The sequence below is a fragment of the Streptomyces endocoffeicus genome, from assembly GCF_016741935.1.
In the GTDB taxonomy this organism is placed as follows: domain Bacteria; phylum Actinomycetota; class Actinomycetes; order Streptomycetales; family Streptomycetaceae; genus Streptomyces; species Streptomyces endocoffeicus.
In genome coordinates, this window is the sequence record NZ_JAERRG010000005.1 from 83,489 (window position 1) to 98,170 (window position 14,682).

The following is a 14,682-nucleotide window of genomic DNA, read 5'->3' on the forward strand; positions in this document are numbered from 1 at the left end:
CCGCCTGTGCCCGTATGTACGAACGCGCCCGCTGGGCGCCTTACCGGGGTCAGCCCACGACGGTCCAGGTGTCGCCGCCCGCGAGCAGCGCGCCGAGGTCGCCCTTGCCCTTGAGCTCCACGGCGTTGTCGAGCTGGTCGGACATCTGGGTGTCGTAGACCGGGCGCTCCACATCGCGCAGCACCCCGATGGGGGTGTGGTGGAGGGTGTCGGCGTCGGCGAGCCGGGTCAGCGCGAACGCCGTGGTGGGCGAGGCCGCGTGGGCGTCGTGCACCAGCACCTGGTGCTCGTTCTCGGCGGTGACGGTGACCACTTCGAGGTCGCCGGTGCGCTGGTCGCGGACGACGCCCTTGGACTGGTCGGCGCCGAAGCGGATCGGCTGCCCGTGCTCCAGCCGGATCACGGCCTCCTGGGCCTGATCCTTGTCCTTCAGGGCCTCGAAGGCGCCGTCGTTGAAGATGTTGCAGTTCTGGTAGATCTCCACCAGCGCGGTGCCCGGGTGGGCCGCCGCCTGCCGCAGCACCTCGGTCAGGTGCTTGCGGTCGGAGTCGACGGTGCGGGCCACGAAGCCCGCCTCGGCGCCGAGCGCGAGCGACAGCGGGTTGAACGGCGCGTCCAGGGAGCCCATCGGGGTCGACTTGGTGATCTTGCCGACCTCGGAGGTGGGGCTGTACTGCCCCTTGGTCAGGCCGTAGATGCGGTTGTTGAAGAGCAGGATCTTCAAGTTCACATTGCGGCGCAGCGCGTGGATCAGGTGGTTGCCGCCGATCGACAGCGCGTCGCCGTCACCGGTGACGACCCACACCGACAGATCGCGGCGGGAGGCGGCCAGGCCGGTGGCGATGGCCGGGGCGCGGCCGTGGATGGAGTGCATCCCGTAGGTGTTCATGTAGTACGGGAAGCGCGAGGAGCAGCCGATGCCGGAGACGAAGACGATGTTCTCCTTCGCCAGGCCGAGTTCGGGCATGAAGCCCTGGACGGCGGCGAGGACCGCGTAGTCACCGCAGCCGGGGCACCAGCGGACCTCCTGGTCGGACTTGAAGTCCTTCATCGTCTGCTTGGTGTCGGTCTTGGGCACCAGGGAGAGCGCGTGCCGAGCCGATGCCGCGCCCTCGGCGATGGTGTCAGTCATCGATGGCCTCCTTGAGGGCGGTGGCGAGCTGTTCGGCCTTGAAGGGCAGTCCGCGGACCTGGGTGAAGGAGCGGGCGTCGACCAGATAGCGGGCGCGCAGCAGCGTCGCCAGCTGACCCAGGTTCATCTCCGGCACCACGACCTTCTCGTAACCCTCCAGCACCGTGCCGAGGTTGGCCGGGAAGGGGTTGAGATGGCGCAGATGGGCCTGGGCGATCCGGTCGCCCGCGGTGCGGACGCGGCGCACCGCCGCGGTGATCGGGCCGTACGTGGAACCCCACCCCAGGACCAGGGTGCGGGCGTCGCCGGTCGGGTCGTCCACCTCGATGTCCGGCACCGCGATGCCGTCCACCTTGGCCTGGCGGATGCGGACCATGTGGTCGTGGTTGGCCGGGTCGTAGGAGATGTTCCCCGTGCCGTCCTGCTTCTCGATGCCGCCGATCCGGTGCTCCAGACCGGGCGTGCCGGGCACGGCCCAGGGGCGGGCCAGGGTCTCCGGGTCGCGCTTGTACGGCCAGAAGACCTCGGTGCCGTCGGCCAGTACGTGGTTGGGGCCGGCCGCGAACTGGACGCGCAGATCGGGCAGCTTGTCGACGTCCGGCACCTGCCAGGGCTCCGAGCCGTTGGCCAGATAGCCGTCCGACAGCAGGAACACGGGGGTGCGGTAGGTCAGGGCGATCCGGGCCGCTTCGAGCGCGGCGTCGAAGCAGTCGGCCGGGGTCTTCGGGGCCACGATCGGCACCGGGGCCTCGCCGTTGCGCCCGTACATGGCCTGGAGCAGGTCCGCCTGCTCGGTCTTGGTGGGCAGCCCGGTGGAGGGGCCGCCGCGCTGGATGTCGATCACCAGCAGCGGCAGCTCCAGCGACACCGCGAGCCCGATGGTCTCCGACTTCAGCGCCACACCGGGGCCGGAGGTGGTGGTCACGGCGAGGGAGCCGCCGAAGGCCGCGCCCAGCGCGGCGCCGATCCCGGCGATCTCGTCCTCGGCCTGGAAGCTGCGCACGCCGAAGTTCTTGTGCTTGGACAGCTCATGCAGGATGTCCGAGGCCGGGGTGATCGGGTACGACCCCAGGAACAGCGGCAGATCCGCCTGGCGGGAGGCCGCGATCAGCCCGTACGACAGCGCCAGGTTTCCGGAGATGTTCCGGTAGGTGCCGGTGGGGAACGCGGTGCTGGCCGGGGCGACCTCGTACGAGACGGCGAAGTCCTCGGTGGTCTCGCCGAAGTTCCAGCCCGCCCGGAAGGCGGCCACGTTCGCCTCGGCGATCTGCGGCTTCTTGGCGAACTTCTGGCGCAGGAACTTCTCGGTGTTCTCGGTCGGACGGTGGTACATCCACGACAGCAGCCCGAGCGCGAACATGTTCTTGCTGCGCTCGGCCTCCTTGCGGGACAGGCCGAATTCCTTCAGCGCCTCGATGGTCAGCGTGGTGAGCGGCACCGGGTGGACGCGATAGCCGTCCAGCGAGCCGTCCTCCAGGGGGCTTTGGTCATAGCCGACCTTGGCCATGGGGCGCTTGGTGAACTCGTCGGTGTTGACGATGATTTCCGCCCCACGCGGTACATCGGGGAGGTTGGCCTTCAGCGCGGCCGGGTTCATCGCCACCAGTACGTTCGGCGCGTCACCTGGTGTGAGGATGTCGTGATCGGCGAAGTGGAGCTGGAAGCTCGACACTCCGGGCAGGGTGCCGGCGGGGGCGCGGATCTCCGCCGGGAAGTTCGGCAGGGTCGACAGGTCGTTTCCGAACGACGCCGTCTCCGAGGTGAATCGGTCACCCGTGAGCTGCATACCGTCACCGGAGTCCCCCGCGAACCGGATGATCACCCGGTCCAGACGGCGGACCTCCTTACCACCGTCTGCTGATCGCTGCCCCCCGGCGGGCGGCTGCCCGCCCCGCTGATCGGCTGGTTCGGCCTGCTCGGCCGGGCTACTGACCTGGCTGGTCACTGCTTCGGACCTCCCTTGAGGCGGCGCTCCTGGACAGTCGGTGCCGACCGGTTGTTGTCCCATGACCATCGTACGTCGGTAAGGGTGGCCTTCCTTGGCCGGATCACATGGTGGACGCCGAAAGAAGAACCATATATGTACTGGTTTGGCACGACGTGTCCCTCCCCCCGTGCTGTCATTTCCGCTGATCCCCCGTTCAGCCTTTGGCCCCGCTTTGGTGCGCGGGAGCCTGCTTTCAGGAATTGAGAGTCTCAGGAATTGAGATAAGTGAGGACGGCGAGCACCCGACGGTGATCCCCGTCACTCGGCGACAGACCGAGCTTCAGGAAGATGTTGCTCACATGCTTCTCGACCGCGCCGTCGCTCACCACGAGCTGCCGGGCGATGGCCGAATTGGTACGGCCCTCGGCCATCAGCCCCAGGACCTCCCGCTCCCTCGGGGTGAGCCCGGCCAGCACATCCTGCTTGCGGCTGCGGCCCAGCAGCTGGGCGACCACCTCCGGGTCGAGCGCCGTGCCGCCCTGGGCGACCCGCACCACCGCGTCCACGAACTCGCGCACCTCGGCCACCCGGTCCTTGAGCAGATAGCCCACGCCCCGGCTGTTCCCGGCCAGCAGCTCGGTGGCGTACTGCTCCTCCACGTACTGCGACAGGACCAGCACCGCCAGACCAGGGTGGTCGCGGCGCAGCCGGACGGCCGCCCGCACCCCCTCGTCGGTGTGCGTGGGCGGCATCCGGACGTCGGCCACCACCACATCCGGTGGCGCGCCCTCGTCGGCCAGCTCCCGCACCGACTTGATCAGCGCTTCCGCGTCCCCGACGCCCGCGACCACGTCATGGCCCCGGTCGGTCAGCAGCCGGGTCAGCCCCTCCCGCAGCAGCACCGAATCCTCGGCGATGACCACCCGTACTCTGTCCGCCACGATGCTCGGCCCCCGTTTCACTCGGTTCGTCGAGACCAGCATCCCAGGGTTCGGCCGCTCGCGTCGCGCAGAACCGGCCGCGTCCAGTTGCGCACAACCGGTCGCGCACGAGCCGCGTACAAGTGGAGGGGTGTGCGCCGTCAGCGCCAGGGGAGCTCGGCGGTCACCGTGGTCGGGCCGCCCGCCGGGGAGTGGACGACGAGGACCCCGTCCACCGCGTCGATCCGCTCGGCAAGACCGGCGAGACCCGAACCGGTGGACGTGTCGGCCCCGCCCCGCCCGTCGTCCGTGATCTGGACCAGCAGCCGGTCCTCGGTACGCCAGACATCGACCTCGGCGGTGCGGGCGCCGCTGTGCTTGCTGATGTTCTGCAGCAGCTCGGAGACGGTGAAGTAGACGATGCCCTCGATCGCGGGCGCGGGCCGCTGCGGAAGGTCCACGGTCGCCTTCACCGGCACGGTGCAGCGGGCGGCGAGGGCGGAGAGGGCCGGGTCGAGGCCGCGGTCGGTGAGGATGGCCGGGTGGATGCCGCGGGCGAGGTCGCGCAGCTCCTGGAGGGCGAGCTTCACCTCGCCGTGGGCCTCGTCGACCATCTTGGCGGCGGCCTCCGGGTCCTCCTCCAGCTTCTCCTTCGCCAGGCCCAGATCCATGGCGAGGGCGACCAGCCGGGCCTGGGCGCCGTCGTGGAGGTCGCGTTCGATCCGGCGCAGATCGGCGGCGGCGGTGTCCACCACCGTCCCCCGGTCCGACTCCAGCTCCCAGACCCGGCTCGCCAGCCGGGACGGGCCGAGCAGCCCGCTCACCATGATCCGGTCGACCGAGGTCAGCCCCCGCATCAGCCACGGGGTCAGGAACAGGACCAGCACTCCGGCGGCGCAGGTCACGGCGATCTCGAACGGGGTGTCCAGATAGAAGTTGTGCCCGCGGTCGTCCCCGAAGACCTGCAGACCCGGCTCGTCCAGGTACCGGGGGAAGACCCAGCGCCACAGCGGATAGGTCGCGAAGCCCCAGCCGTAGAAGGTGAACGCCACCGCGAAGCCGAAGGAGAGCACCGCCCACGGCAGATGGATCAGCGCGTAGATCACATGACGCCAGGAGGTGCCGCTCCTGAGCAGCGCGCCCACCCAGGCGACCGGTCCGCGCCTGCCCCCGTGGCCGCCCCTCCGGCCGAGCACGGGCTCGGGCTCGGCCACCTCCAGCCCCAGCAGCGCACGGGCGCGGGCCCGCTCGACCACGCCGAACCCCCGGCAGCCCGCGAGGGCGGCGCCGAGCACCGGGACGCCGAGGAAGGTGATCAGCAGCCCGGCGCCCAGCGCGATCATCGTGACCGCGTAGACGAAGGTGAGGATGGCCATCGGCAGGCTGATCAGGACGTAGAGGAACTCACACCACACGCGGCCCTGGAACGGCGCCTTCAGCACTGCGGGCACCAGATGGCCACGGGGCTCGGTCCCCGGCTCGTAGGGCTCGTAGGGGCGGTATGCGGTGGCCATCGTCTCGTCCGTCCTCCGGGGGCCTGTTCGGTCGCGCGTCTGCGTATCCCCAAGAGTCCCGGAGCGGAGTCGGCCCGGCCATCGGGTGGGTCGGCCTCTTCACCGGGGGGTTAGCCCTACCTCGAGGGGTGAGGGCGGGGGCTGGGCGGGGCAGTTCAGGGGCGGGTCGGTGTCAGGGCAGGTGTCAGGTCGGTGTCAGGGCAGGTGTCGGGTCGGTGTCAGCTTTCAAGCCCTTCGCCGGGGCCGTGCTCAGGCCCTTCGCCGGGGCCGTGCCACCGCCGCGCCCGCCGCCGACCCGGTCCGGTGGCGCCAGGGCAGCTCGGCGGTCACGGCGGTCGGCCCACCGGACGGCGAGTCCACCACGAACAGCCCGTCCACCGAGCCCAGCCGCTCCGCCAGGCCCGCGAGCCCCGTGCCCCCGCCGGTGGACGCCCCGCCGCGCCCGTCGTCCCGCACCTGGATCAGCAGCCGGTCCTCGGTGCGCCACAGCTCGACCTCGGCGGTGCGGGCGCGGCTGTGCTTGCTGATGTTCTGGAGCAGCTCGGAGACGGTGAAGTAGGCGATGCCCTCGATCGCTGGTGCCGGGCGTTCGGGCAGCTCGACCGCCACCTTCACGGGCACCGTGCAGCGGGCCGAGAGCGCGGAGAGGGCGGGGCCGAGGCCGCGGTCGGTGAGGATGGCCGGGTGGATGCCGCGGGCGAGGTCGCGCAGCTCCTGGAGGGCGAGCTTCACCTCGCCGTGGGCCTCGTCGACCATCTTGGCGGCGGCCTCCGGGTCCTCCTCCAGCTTCTCCTTCGCCAGACCGAGCCCCATGGCGAGGGCGACCAGCCGGGCCTGGGCGCCGTCGTGGAGGTCGCGTTCGATCCGGCGCAGGTCGGCGGCGGCGGTGTCCACCACGGTGCCCCGGTCCGACTCCAGCTCGGCGATCCGCCGCTCCAGCTCGTCGGAGGGGAACAGCAGCCCGCGCACCATCGCCCGGTCCACGTGCGTCAGCCCCCGGGCGATCCACGGCAGCACCGGCCAGGCGGCGAACAGCGAGGTCAGGGTGATCGCGAAGGTGACCACCGACCACGGCAGCCGGATCAGGGCGTAGAGCATGGCCCGCCAGCCGACCGGGTCCCGCAGACTCGTCCACAGCCTGCCGAGGAAGCTGCTGCCCGGCTGGTGCGGCAGCGGGCTGGGCTCGTCGATGTGCACCGAGAGCAGCGCCCTGGCGCGGTTGCGCTCGAACCGGCCGAGCAGCCGGCTGAACCGCAGCCCCAGGGCCAGCAGGGGCAGGCCCACCACCGTGACGGCCAGTCCCAGGCCCACGGCCAGCCAGACCAGGGTGAAGACGAAGCACACGATGCCCACCAGCAGATTGGCCAGGAGATACGCGATCTCCTTCCAGGTCTGCGCGGGAAAGGCGAACGCGGGCGGACGCGGCAGCCGCTCGGCCGGCGGACGCGGCGGCCGCTCGTCGGCGCGGGCACGGCCGCTGCCGTAGCCGCCGCCGTAGCCGCCGCCGTAGCCGCCGCCATCGGGGCCGTCGACGGGCCCGTCGACGGGGGAACTGGAGGTCATGACAGCAAGACTGCCCGGCCCCACGGGGGCTCCGCCATGGGGCTACCCCCACCGCATGGCGGACGGGCCGCCCGGCCGGGTGGCGGCAGGGCCTAGACTTCCCGTCCGTACGGATCGTCGAACACGCGAGGTCGACGAGGAGCGGGCAAGCACCACGAGACCAGGGAGCGAGGGGCGGACGTGCCGGAGGCGACGACCGTACGCACCACCAGCGTCACCAGCGTCCAGCTCGCGGCCGACTACTTCCACGGCTATACGGTGGTCGGACTGCTGGCGGCGATCGGCGTGATCTTCGTCGCCGTGGCCTTCGGGGCCGGGCGGCTGCTGCGGCCCGTCGTGCCCACGCCCGAGAAGCTGCTGACCTACGAGTGCGGAGTGGATCCCGTGGGCGAGGGCTGGGCCCACACCCAGGTCCGCTACTACGTCTACGCTTTTCTGTATGTGATTTTCGCGGTGGACTCGATCTTCTTGTTCCCGTGGGCGACGGTCTTCGCGGCGCCCGGCTTCGGGGCCGCCACGCTGGTGGAGATGTTCATCTTCCTCGGGTTCCTCGCCGTAGGTCTGCTGTACGCATGGAAGAAGGGCGTCCTGGAGTGGACGTGACACCGAACCCGACGCCGACGACGGCCTCCGGACCGCCGGTCCCCGCGCCCGCCCCGGTGGACCTGCCGGAGCCGCGCCGTCTCGGCCCGCTGGCCCGGCTGGCCCCCGAGCCGATGAAGGTGGTCCTGAACTGGGGCCGCCGCTACAGCCTGTGGGTCTTCAACTTCGGGCTCGCCTGCTGCGCGATCGAATTCATCGCGGCGTCGATGGCCCGCCACGACTTCATCCGGCTCGGCGTGATCCCCTTCGCGCCGGGGCCGCGCCAGGCCGACCTGATGGTCGTCTCCGGCACGGTCACGGACAAGATGGCGCCCGCGGTGAAGCGGCTGTACGAGCAGATGCCGGAGCCGAAGTACGTGATCTCCTTCGGGGCCTGCTCGAACTGCGGCGGCCCCTACTGGGACTCGTACGCCGTGACCAAGGGCGTCGACCAGATCATCCCCGTCGACGTCTACGTCCCCGGCTGCCCGCCCCGGCCCGAGGCGCTGCTGCAGGGCATCCTCAAACTGCAGGAGAAGATCGCGCGCGAGTCGCTGGGCGAGCGCTACGGCAATTCCGGGCCCGGCACGGCGCCCACGCCCACGGCCGCGAGCCGTCCGTCGGCCGCCGCGCTGCGCAGCGGGCTGGTCACGCCTCCGGGGCGGGAAGACACGCGATGACCGAGCGGAACGAGGCCAACGAGCCGAGGAACGAGACGGCGGGGCCGAGCGGGACGGCGGAGGGCGCGGAGGTCCCGGAGGTCGAGGTCTCCGAGGCGGAGGCCGCGGCCGTAGAGGCAGGGCCGCCCGTGGGCTGGCTGCCGCGTTCCGCCGCCGAGCTGTTCGGCGAGGGCGCCACGGCGGAGGAGTCGTACGGCCTGCTCACGGTCGACGTCCCCGCCGACTCCTGGATCGCGGCGCTGGAGACGGCCCGCGACACCCTCGGCTGCACCTACTTCGACTGGCTGAGCGCGGTCGACGAGCCGGGCACCGGCTTCCGGGTGGCCGCGCGCGTCGTCGCCCTGGGAACCCCCGGGGCCACGCTTGGGGCTGGACCCGGGCCCGGGGCCGGGCCCGCGGTGCGCGGTCTGCTGCTGCGCACCACCGTGCCGCACGAGGCGGCCGCGCTGCCGACCGCGACCGGCGTCTACGCCGGGGCGGCCTGGCATGAGCGCGAGACCCACGAGATGTTCGGCATCGGCTTCCCCGGCCACCCCGGTCTCGCGCCGCTGCTGCTCCCCGACGGCTTCGAGGGGCATCCGCTGCGCAAGGACTTCGTACTGGCGGCCCGGGTCGTCAAGGCGTGGCCGGGCGCGAAGGAGCCGGGGGAGTCCGAACACGGCGGCCCCAAGCGGCGCCAGATGCTGCCGCCGGGTGTCCCCGACCCCAACGAGTGGGGCCCGCTCAAGGGCCAGCTGCCCCCCGCCCCGGCCCGCCCGGCGCGGGGCGCCCGCGCGGCGGGCGCCGCTGCGGGCGAGCGCCCCGCACGCCGCACCCGCAGCGCGACGGCGGGCTCGGCGAGCCAGCGTCCGGCGGGCGCGGAGGCGTCGGCGGAGGCTGCGGAGGGTCAGACCCCGGCAGCCGAGCGCCCGGCCCGGCGCGCGCGCAGTGCGGGCGAGGGTTCCGCGAGCCAGCGCCCGGCGGGTGCGGCGGAGACGGCGGATGCGGTGGGGGAGACCCCCGCCTCTGCGGCCGAACGCCCGGCACGGCGCTCCCGCAGTGCGGGCGAGGGCTCGGCGAGTCAGCGTTCGGCGGGTGCGGCGGAGACGGCGGATGCGGTGGGGGAGACGCCCGCCTCTGCGGCCGAGCGCCCGGCACGGCGCTCCCGCAGCGCGAGCGAAGGTTCCGCGAGCCAGCGCCCGGCGGAGACTGTGGGCGAGACTCCCGCCCCGGCCGCCGAACGCCCGGCTCGGCGCTCCCGCAGCGTGGGCGAGGGCTCGGCGAGTCAGCGTTCGGCGGGTGCGGAGGCCGCGGCCGAAGCCTCGGCCACGGACACGGCCGCCGGTGGGCAGGCCGCGGCCTCCGCCGAGCCGACAGAGCCCGAAGCCCCGGCCCGCCCGCGGCGCCCCGCGCCGCAGCGCCGCTCGTCCGACGCCCCCTGGCGCCACGCGCGCCCCGCGCGGGACGAGGACGCCGAGTCCCCGCGTGAGCCGCAGGCACCGGAACGGGAATCGGAACCGGAACTGGAACCGGAAGCGGAGACCGAGGCGGCCGGAGACGGACCCGGCGCGAAACCCGAGCCTGCACCCGACGCCCCCGGCACCCCGGCCAACCCGGACGCCGCCCCCGACAACGGCAACCACACCGACGACCAGCCAGGAGGCGCCGCGTGAACGACGTCCTCGACGTCGCGCTGCGACTGCTCGCCCTCCTGCTCGCCTTCCTCGTGCTGCCCCTGGTCGTGGGGCAGACCGAGCACAAGGTCATGGCCCATATGCAGGGCCGCCTCGGGCCGATGTACGCGGGCGGCTTCCACGGATGGGCCCAGCTGGTCGCGGACGGCGTGAAGTTCGCGCAGAAGGAAGACGTCGTACCGGCCGGGGCCGACCGGCGGATCTTCCAGCTCGCGCCCGCCGTCGCCCTGTTGCCGTACCTCCTCGTCCTCGTCGCGATCCCGATCGGCCCCGCCGAGGGCGCGGTCGGCCAGGTCGTGGACGCGGGCATCTTCTTCGTGCTCGCCGTGATGGGCGTCGGGGTGCTGGGTTCGCTGATGGCGGGCTGGGCCTCGGCGAACAAGTTCTCCCTCCTCGGCGGCCTGCGCACGGCCGCCCAGCTCATGGCGTACGAGCTGCCGATGCTGCTCACCGCCGCCTCCGTGGCGATGGCGGCGGGCACGGTCTCGCTGCCCGGCATCCTCGACGCGTTCGAGTGGTGGTGGGTGCCGTGGCAGATCGTCGGCGGGGTGGTGTTCTTCACCGCCGGTCTCGCCGAGCTCCAGCGCCCGCCGTTCGACGCGCCGATCGCCGACTCCGAGATCATCTTCGGTGCGTACACCGAGTACACGGGCCTCCGGTTCGCGCTCTTCCTGCTCGCCGAGTACGCGGGCATCGTCGTCCTGTGCGGGCTGACCACCGTCCTCTTCCTCGGTGGCTGGCACGGTCCGTCCGCCGACGGCCTCGGCTGGCTGTGGACCCTGCTGAAGACGGCCGTCCTCGCCTTCGTCGTGATCTGGCTGCGGGTCAGCTATCCGCGGCTGCGCGAGGACCAGCTCCAGCGGTTCGCCTGGACCTGCCTCATTCCGCTCTCACTGGCCCAGATCGCCCTCACCGGCGTCGTCAAGGTGGTGATCTCCTGATGGGCATCCCCGGATCCGGTCTGGCCAAGGGCCTGGCCGTCACCCTCCGCACGATGACCCGGAAGTCGCACACCGCGCAGTATCCGGACGCGCAGCCCGAGCTGCCGCCCCGCACCCGCGGGGTGATCGGGCTGTTCGAGGAGAACTGCACGGTCTGCATGCTGTGCGCCCGCGAATGCCCGGACTGGTGCATCTATATCGACTCGCACAAGGAGACCGTGCCCCCGGCCGCCCCGGGCGGGCGCGAGCGCAGCCGCAATGTGCTGGACCGGTTCGCGATCGACTTCGCGCTGTGCATGTACTGCGGTATCTGCATCGAGGTGTGTCCTTTCGACGCGCTGTTCTGGTCGCCGGAGTTCGAGTACGCGGAGGAGGACATCCGCGATCTCACCCATGAGCGGGACAAGCTCCGCGAGTGGATGTGGACGGTGCCCGCGCCGCCCGCGCTCGACCCGCGCGCCGAGGAGCCCAAGGAGTTCGCCGCCGCCCGTAAGGCCGCCGACAAGCTCGCCGCCGCCGAGGCCGCGCAGGCCGCCGAGGCCGCGCAGGCCGAGGCCGAGCGCGGATCCGCCGGGACCGACGGCAACGAGAACGGGACCGAGAACGGGACTGAGAACGGCAGCGAGAACGGGAACGGAGCCGCCTCGTGAGCCCCGCGGTCCACTTGGCCGCCACCGGCCACGGGTTCCTGTCGCCGACCGGCGTCGAGATCGCCTTCCTGCTGGTGGGCATCGCGACCCTCGGCGCGGCCGTCGTCACCGTCACCACCAAACAGCTGGTGCACGCCGCCCTGTGGCTGGTGGTGGCGCTCGGCGGTCTCGCCGTGGAGTACCTCCTGCTCACGGCGGAGTTCATCGCCTGGGTGCAGGTGCTGATCTACGTCGGTTCCGTCGTCGTCCTCCTCCTCTTCGGTCTGATGCTCACCAAGGCGCCCATCGGCCGCTCCCCGGACGCCGATTCGGGCAACCGCCCCGCCGCGCTCGCCGTGGCCGTGGCCGCCGCGGGCGTCCTGGTGTGGGTGGTCGTGGACGCCTTCCGGACCACCTGGATCGAGCTCGACAAGGGCGTGCAGGGTTCCACCGCCGTCTCCGGTGAGAGCCTCTTCCGTCACTGGGTGCTGCCGTTCGAGGCGCTGTCCGTGCTGCTCCTCGCCGCGCTCGTCGGCGCGATCGTCCTCTCCCGCAAGACCGGCGCCGACAGCGGCCCGGGCGCCGACCACCGCAGCGGCCCGGGCACCGGCCACCGCAGCGGCCCTGGCGCCGGACACCGCAGCGGCCCCGGAACCGGCCACGACAGTGGCCCCCGCGCCGGCCACGGCAAGGAGAAGCGCTGATGCACCTCGCCTACCCCGCCGTGCTCGCCGTCCTCCTCTTCTGCACCGGTCTGTACGGCGTCCTCGCCCGCCGCAACGCGATCCTGATGCTGATGTCGGTCGAGCTGATGCTCAACGCCGTCAACCTCAACCTCGTCGCCTTCGACGTCTGGCTTCGCGACACCCTGCACGCGGGCCAGGCGCTGACCCTCTTCACCATCGCCATCGCCGCCGCCGAGATCGGCATCGGCCTCGCCATCGTCCTGCTCGTGTATCGCAACCGCGGCACCTCCGACGTCGACCGGCTGCGGGACCTGGCCGACCCCCCGTCGGCCGGCCAGGACCCGATGGACGACAGCATGGCAGCCCCCACTGACAACGCCGCCGACCAGGCACGACGCGCCCGGAGGCAGACCGCGTGACGACCACGACCGCCGCCGTTCTCGTCCCCCTCCTGCCGTTCCTCGGCGCCGTCGCCGGGCTTCTGCTCGGCCGCCGCGCCCCCGGTTTCGTCCGCCCCCTCGCGGTGCTGCCGACCCTCGCCGCGGCCGGGCTCGCCGTGCTCGTCGCCGTACGGCAGGGCGGCGGGGCGGGTGGCGGCACGGCCCCGCTCACCGCCGCGACCCGGCTCGCCGACACCGGTTCGGTCCCCGTCGACCTGGCCGTCCAGATCGACGGCTTCGCCGCCCTGGTCGCGGTTCTCGTCGCCGTCGTCGCCTGCTGTGTGCAGATCTACTCGACCGCCTATCTGCGGGACGACTCCCGATACCCCTCCTACGCCGCGCTCGTCTCCCTCTTCACCGCCGCGATGCTCCTCGTCGTCTACTCCGACGACCTGATCGTGCTGCTCGTCGGCTGGGAGATCATGGGCATCTGCTCGTACTTCCTGGTGGGCCACTACTGGGAGACCGCGGCCGCGCGCTCCGCGTCCCTCAAGGCGTTCCTGGTCACCAAGCTCGGCGACGTCCCGTTCCTGATCGGCATCTTCGCGCTCGCGGGCGACACCGGCACGTTCCGCATCAGCGAGATCCACACCCGGCTGACCTCCGAGACCGCCGGGGTGCCGCTGGACCACCCCACCCTGATCGCGCTGCTGCTGCTGGCCGGGGTCGCGGGCAAGTCCGCGCAGTTCCCGCTGCACACCTGGCTGCCGGACGCGATGGCCGGTCCCACCCCGGTCTCCGCGCTGATCCACGCGGCCACCATGGTCGCCGCCGGTGTCTATGTGGTGGCCCGGCTGCTGCCCGTCTTCGCCTCCTCCGCCGCCGCGCTCGCCGTACTGGCCGTCATGGCGGCCGTGACGATGGTCGGCTCGGCGCTCGCCGCGCTCGCCCAGGACGACATCAAACGCGTCCTCGCCTACTCGACCGTCGGCCAACTCGGCTATATGACGGGCGCGCTGGCCGTCGACGACCGAGGCGCCGCCGTCTTCCACCTCATCACCCACGGCGCGTTCAAGGCGCTGCTCTTCCTCGGCGCGGGCGTGGTGATCCACGCCGCGGGCAGCAACTCCCTGGCCGCCATGTCCCGGATGAGCGGCCTCGCCCAGCGCATCCCCGACGCCTTCTGGACGATGACGGTCGCGCTGCTCGCGCTCGCCGCCATCCCGCCCTTCGCGGGCTTCTTCTCCAAGGAGGCCGTCCTCGGCGCGGCCGAGCACGCCGCCACCGGCCACACCTCCGGCGTCCCGGCGGGCGTCGGCTGGACCGTGCTCCTCGCCGGACTGCTCACCGCGCTCCTGACCGCCGGATACGCGGCCCGGCTGTGGCTGCTCGCCTTCCGCGGCCAGGGCGAGCCCGTCCCCGACCACGGCAAGCAGCCGGTGGCCATGAACGTCGTCCTGTGGGTGCTGTTCCTCCCCACGGCTGCCCTCGGCCTCGCCTACGGCAGGCTGCCCGACTGGTTCGACGGCGAGTCCCTCACCCCGACCCTCACCACCTCCGTCCTCGGCACCGGGCTGGCCCTCGGCGGCGCCCTCGTCATGTACGGCGCCTGGCGGCACGGCTCGGCACGGGCCCGCCGGGTCCCGCTCGGCGCGGTGGCGGCCCACCCCGAGGCCGCCGACGCCGTCTCCGAGGCCGAGGCCATCGCCACCCACGAGGCGGCCTACGGTTCCATCGCGGGCGCCAGCGACCCCGCCGACCCCGGGCGGCTGCTCCTGGGCCCGCTGCACCGCCACGCGGCCGTCGGCTTCCACCTCGACGCCGTCTACAGCGCTCTGTTCGTCCGGCCCGTGCGGGCCGCCGCCCGGCTCGTCCACTTCCTCGACCGCGAGGTCGTGGAGACGTACGTACGCGGCGCGGGCGGTGCGCCCCGGCTGCTCGGCGCGGCCGTCCGCCGCGCCCAGACCGGCAATGTGCAGACCTACCTCGGCGCGCTGCTCGCGGGCTCGCTCGTCCTGGCCGTGGCCGCCGTCCTCGTCGCAGCGGGAGCCTGAC

The 14,682-nt window shown here is 72.4% G+C and carries 13 protein-coding genes; 8 read left to right on the forward strand and 5 right to left on the reverse strand.

Annotation, left to right across the window (positions count from 1 at the left end; genetic code table 11):
• Positions 1-49 precede the first annotated feature (49 nt).
• The 5 genes from JK364_RS15180 to JK364_RS15200 all read right to left on the reverse strand — a co-directional run bounded on the left by JK364_RS15180 (position 50) and on the right by JK364_RS15200 (position 7,056).
• A complete protein-coding gene (locus JK364_RS15180) occupies positions 50-1,132 on the reverse strand; it encodes a 2-oxoacid:ferredoxin oxidoreductase subunit beta (protein ID WP_201851595.1) in 1,083 nt (360 codons plus the stop codon).
• Positions 1,125-3,077 carry a 2-oxoacid:acceptor oxidoreductase subunit alpha gene (locus tag JK364_RS15185; RefSeq protein ID WP_201851596.1) on the reverse strand — a complete coding sequence of 651 codons (1,953 nt, stop codon included), beginning with the start codon at positions 3,075-3,077 and terminating at the stop codon, positions 1,125-1,127. The genes JK364_RS15180 and JK364_RS15185 overlap by 8 nt, the downstream gene beginning before the upstream one ends.
• 251 nt (positions 3,078-3,328) lie before the next feature.
• Entirely contained in the window at positions 3,329-4,042 is a 714-nt protein-coding gene (locus tag JK364_RS15190) for a response regulator transcription factor (protein WP_201851597.1), read from the reverse strand.
• A gap of 98 nt (positions 4,043-4,140) precedes the next feature.
• Complete coding sequence (locus JK364_RS15195) at positions 4,141-5,493, reverse strand: sensor histidine kinase (RefSeq protein ID WP_201851599.1); 1,353 nt, start codon at positions 5,491-5,493, stop codon at positions 4,141-4,143.
• A gap of 249 nt (positions 5,494-5,742) precedes the next feature.
• The gene (locus tag JK364_RS15200; protein WP_201851601.1) at positions 5,743-7,056 is read right to left on the reverse strand and encodes a sensor histidine kinase; all 1,314 of its coding nucleotides are present in this window, start codon (positions 7,054-7,056) and stop codon (positions 5,743-5,745) included.
• Between the two features lie 180 nt (positions 7,057-7,236).
• Here JK364_RS15200 and JK364_RS15205 point away from each other — a divergent pair, with 180 nt between their 5' ends.
• The 8 genes from JK364_RS15205 to JK364_RS15240 are packed head-to-tail and all read left to right on the forward strand — an operon-like array spanning position 7,237 to position 14,681.
• A complete protein-coding gene (locus JK364_RS15205) occupies positions 7,237-7,659 on the forward strand; it encodes an NADH-quinone oxidoreductase subunit A (RefSeq protein ID WP_044571740.1) in 423 nt (140 codons plus the stop codon).
• On the forward strand, positions 7,650-8,318 hold the full coding sequence (locus JK364_RS15210; protein WP_201851603.1) for an NADH-quinone oxidoreductase subunit B: 669 nt from the start codon (positions 7,650-7,652) through the stop codon (positions 8,316-8,318). The genes JK364_RS15205 and JK364_RS15210 overlap by 10 nt, the downstream gene beginning before the upstream one ends.
• A complete protein-coding gene (locus JK364_RS15215) occupies positions 8,315-9,970 on the forward strand; it encodes an NADH-quinone oxidoreductase subunit C (RefSeq protein WP_201851605.1) in 1,656 nt (551 codons plus the stop codon). The genes JK364_RS15210 and JK364_RS15215 overlap by 4 nt, the downstream gene beginning before the upstream one ends.
• Positions 9,967-10,932, forward strand: coding sequence for a complex I subunit 1/NuoH family protein (locus JK364_RS15220; protein ID WP_201851607.1), 966 nt, complete (start codon positions 9,967-9,969; stop codon positions 10,930-10,932). The genes JK364_RS15215 and JK364_RS15220 overlap by 4 nt, the downstream gene beginning before the upstream one ends.
• Positions 10,932-11,582, forward strand: a complete 651-nt coding sequence (locus JK364_RS15225; RefSeq protein ID WP_230991989.1) for a NuoI/complex I 23 kDa subunit family protein — start codon at positions 10,932-10,934, stop codon at positions 11,580-11,582. The genes JK364_RS15220 and JK364_RS15225 overlap by 1 nt, the downstream gene beginning before the upstream one ends.
• Positions 11,579-12,265 (forward strand): NADH-quinone oxidoreductase subunit J family protein, encoded by a 687-nt coding sequence (locus JK364_RS15230; protein ID WP_201851609.1) that lies wholly within the window; start codon positions 11,579-11,581, stop codon positions 12,263-12,265. Before JK364_RS15225 ends, JK364_RS15230 begins: the two co-directional genes overlap by 4 nt.
• Positions 12,265-12,666, forward strand: a complete 402-nt coding sequence (gene nuoK / locus JK364_RS15235; protein ID WP_201851611.1) for an NADH-quinone oxidoreductase subunit NuoK — start codon at positions 12,265-12,267, stop codon at positions 12,664-12,666. Before JK364_RS15230 ends, nuoK begins: the two co-directional genes overlap by 1 nt.
• Complete coding sequence (locus JK364_RS15240; RefSeq protein ID WP_201851613.1) at positions 12,663-14,681, forward strand: NADH-quinone oxidoreductase subunit 5 family protein; 2,019 nt, start codon at positions 12,663-12,665, stop codon at positions 14,679-14,681. The genes nuoK and JK364_RS15240 overlap by 4 nt, the downstream gene beginning before the upstream one ends.
• The last annotated feature ends 1 nt before the right edge of the window (position 14,682 follow it).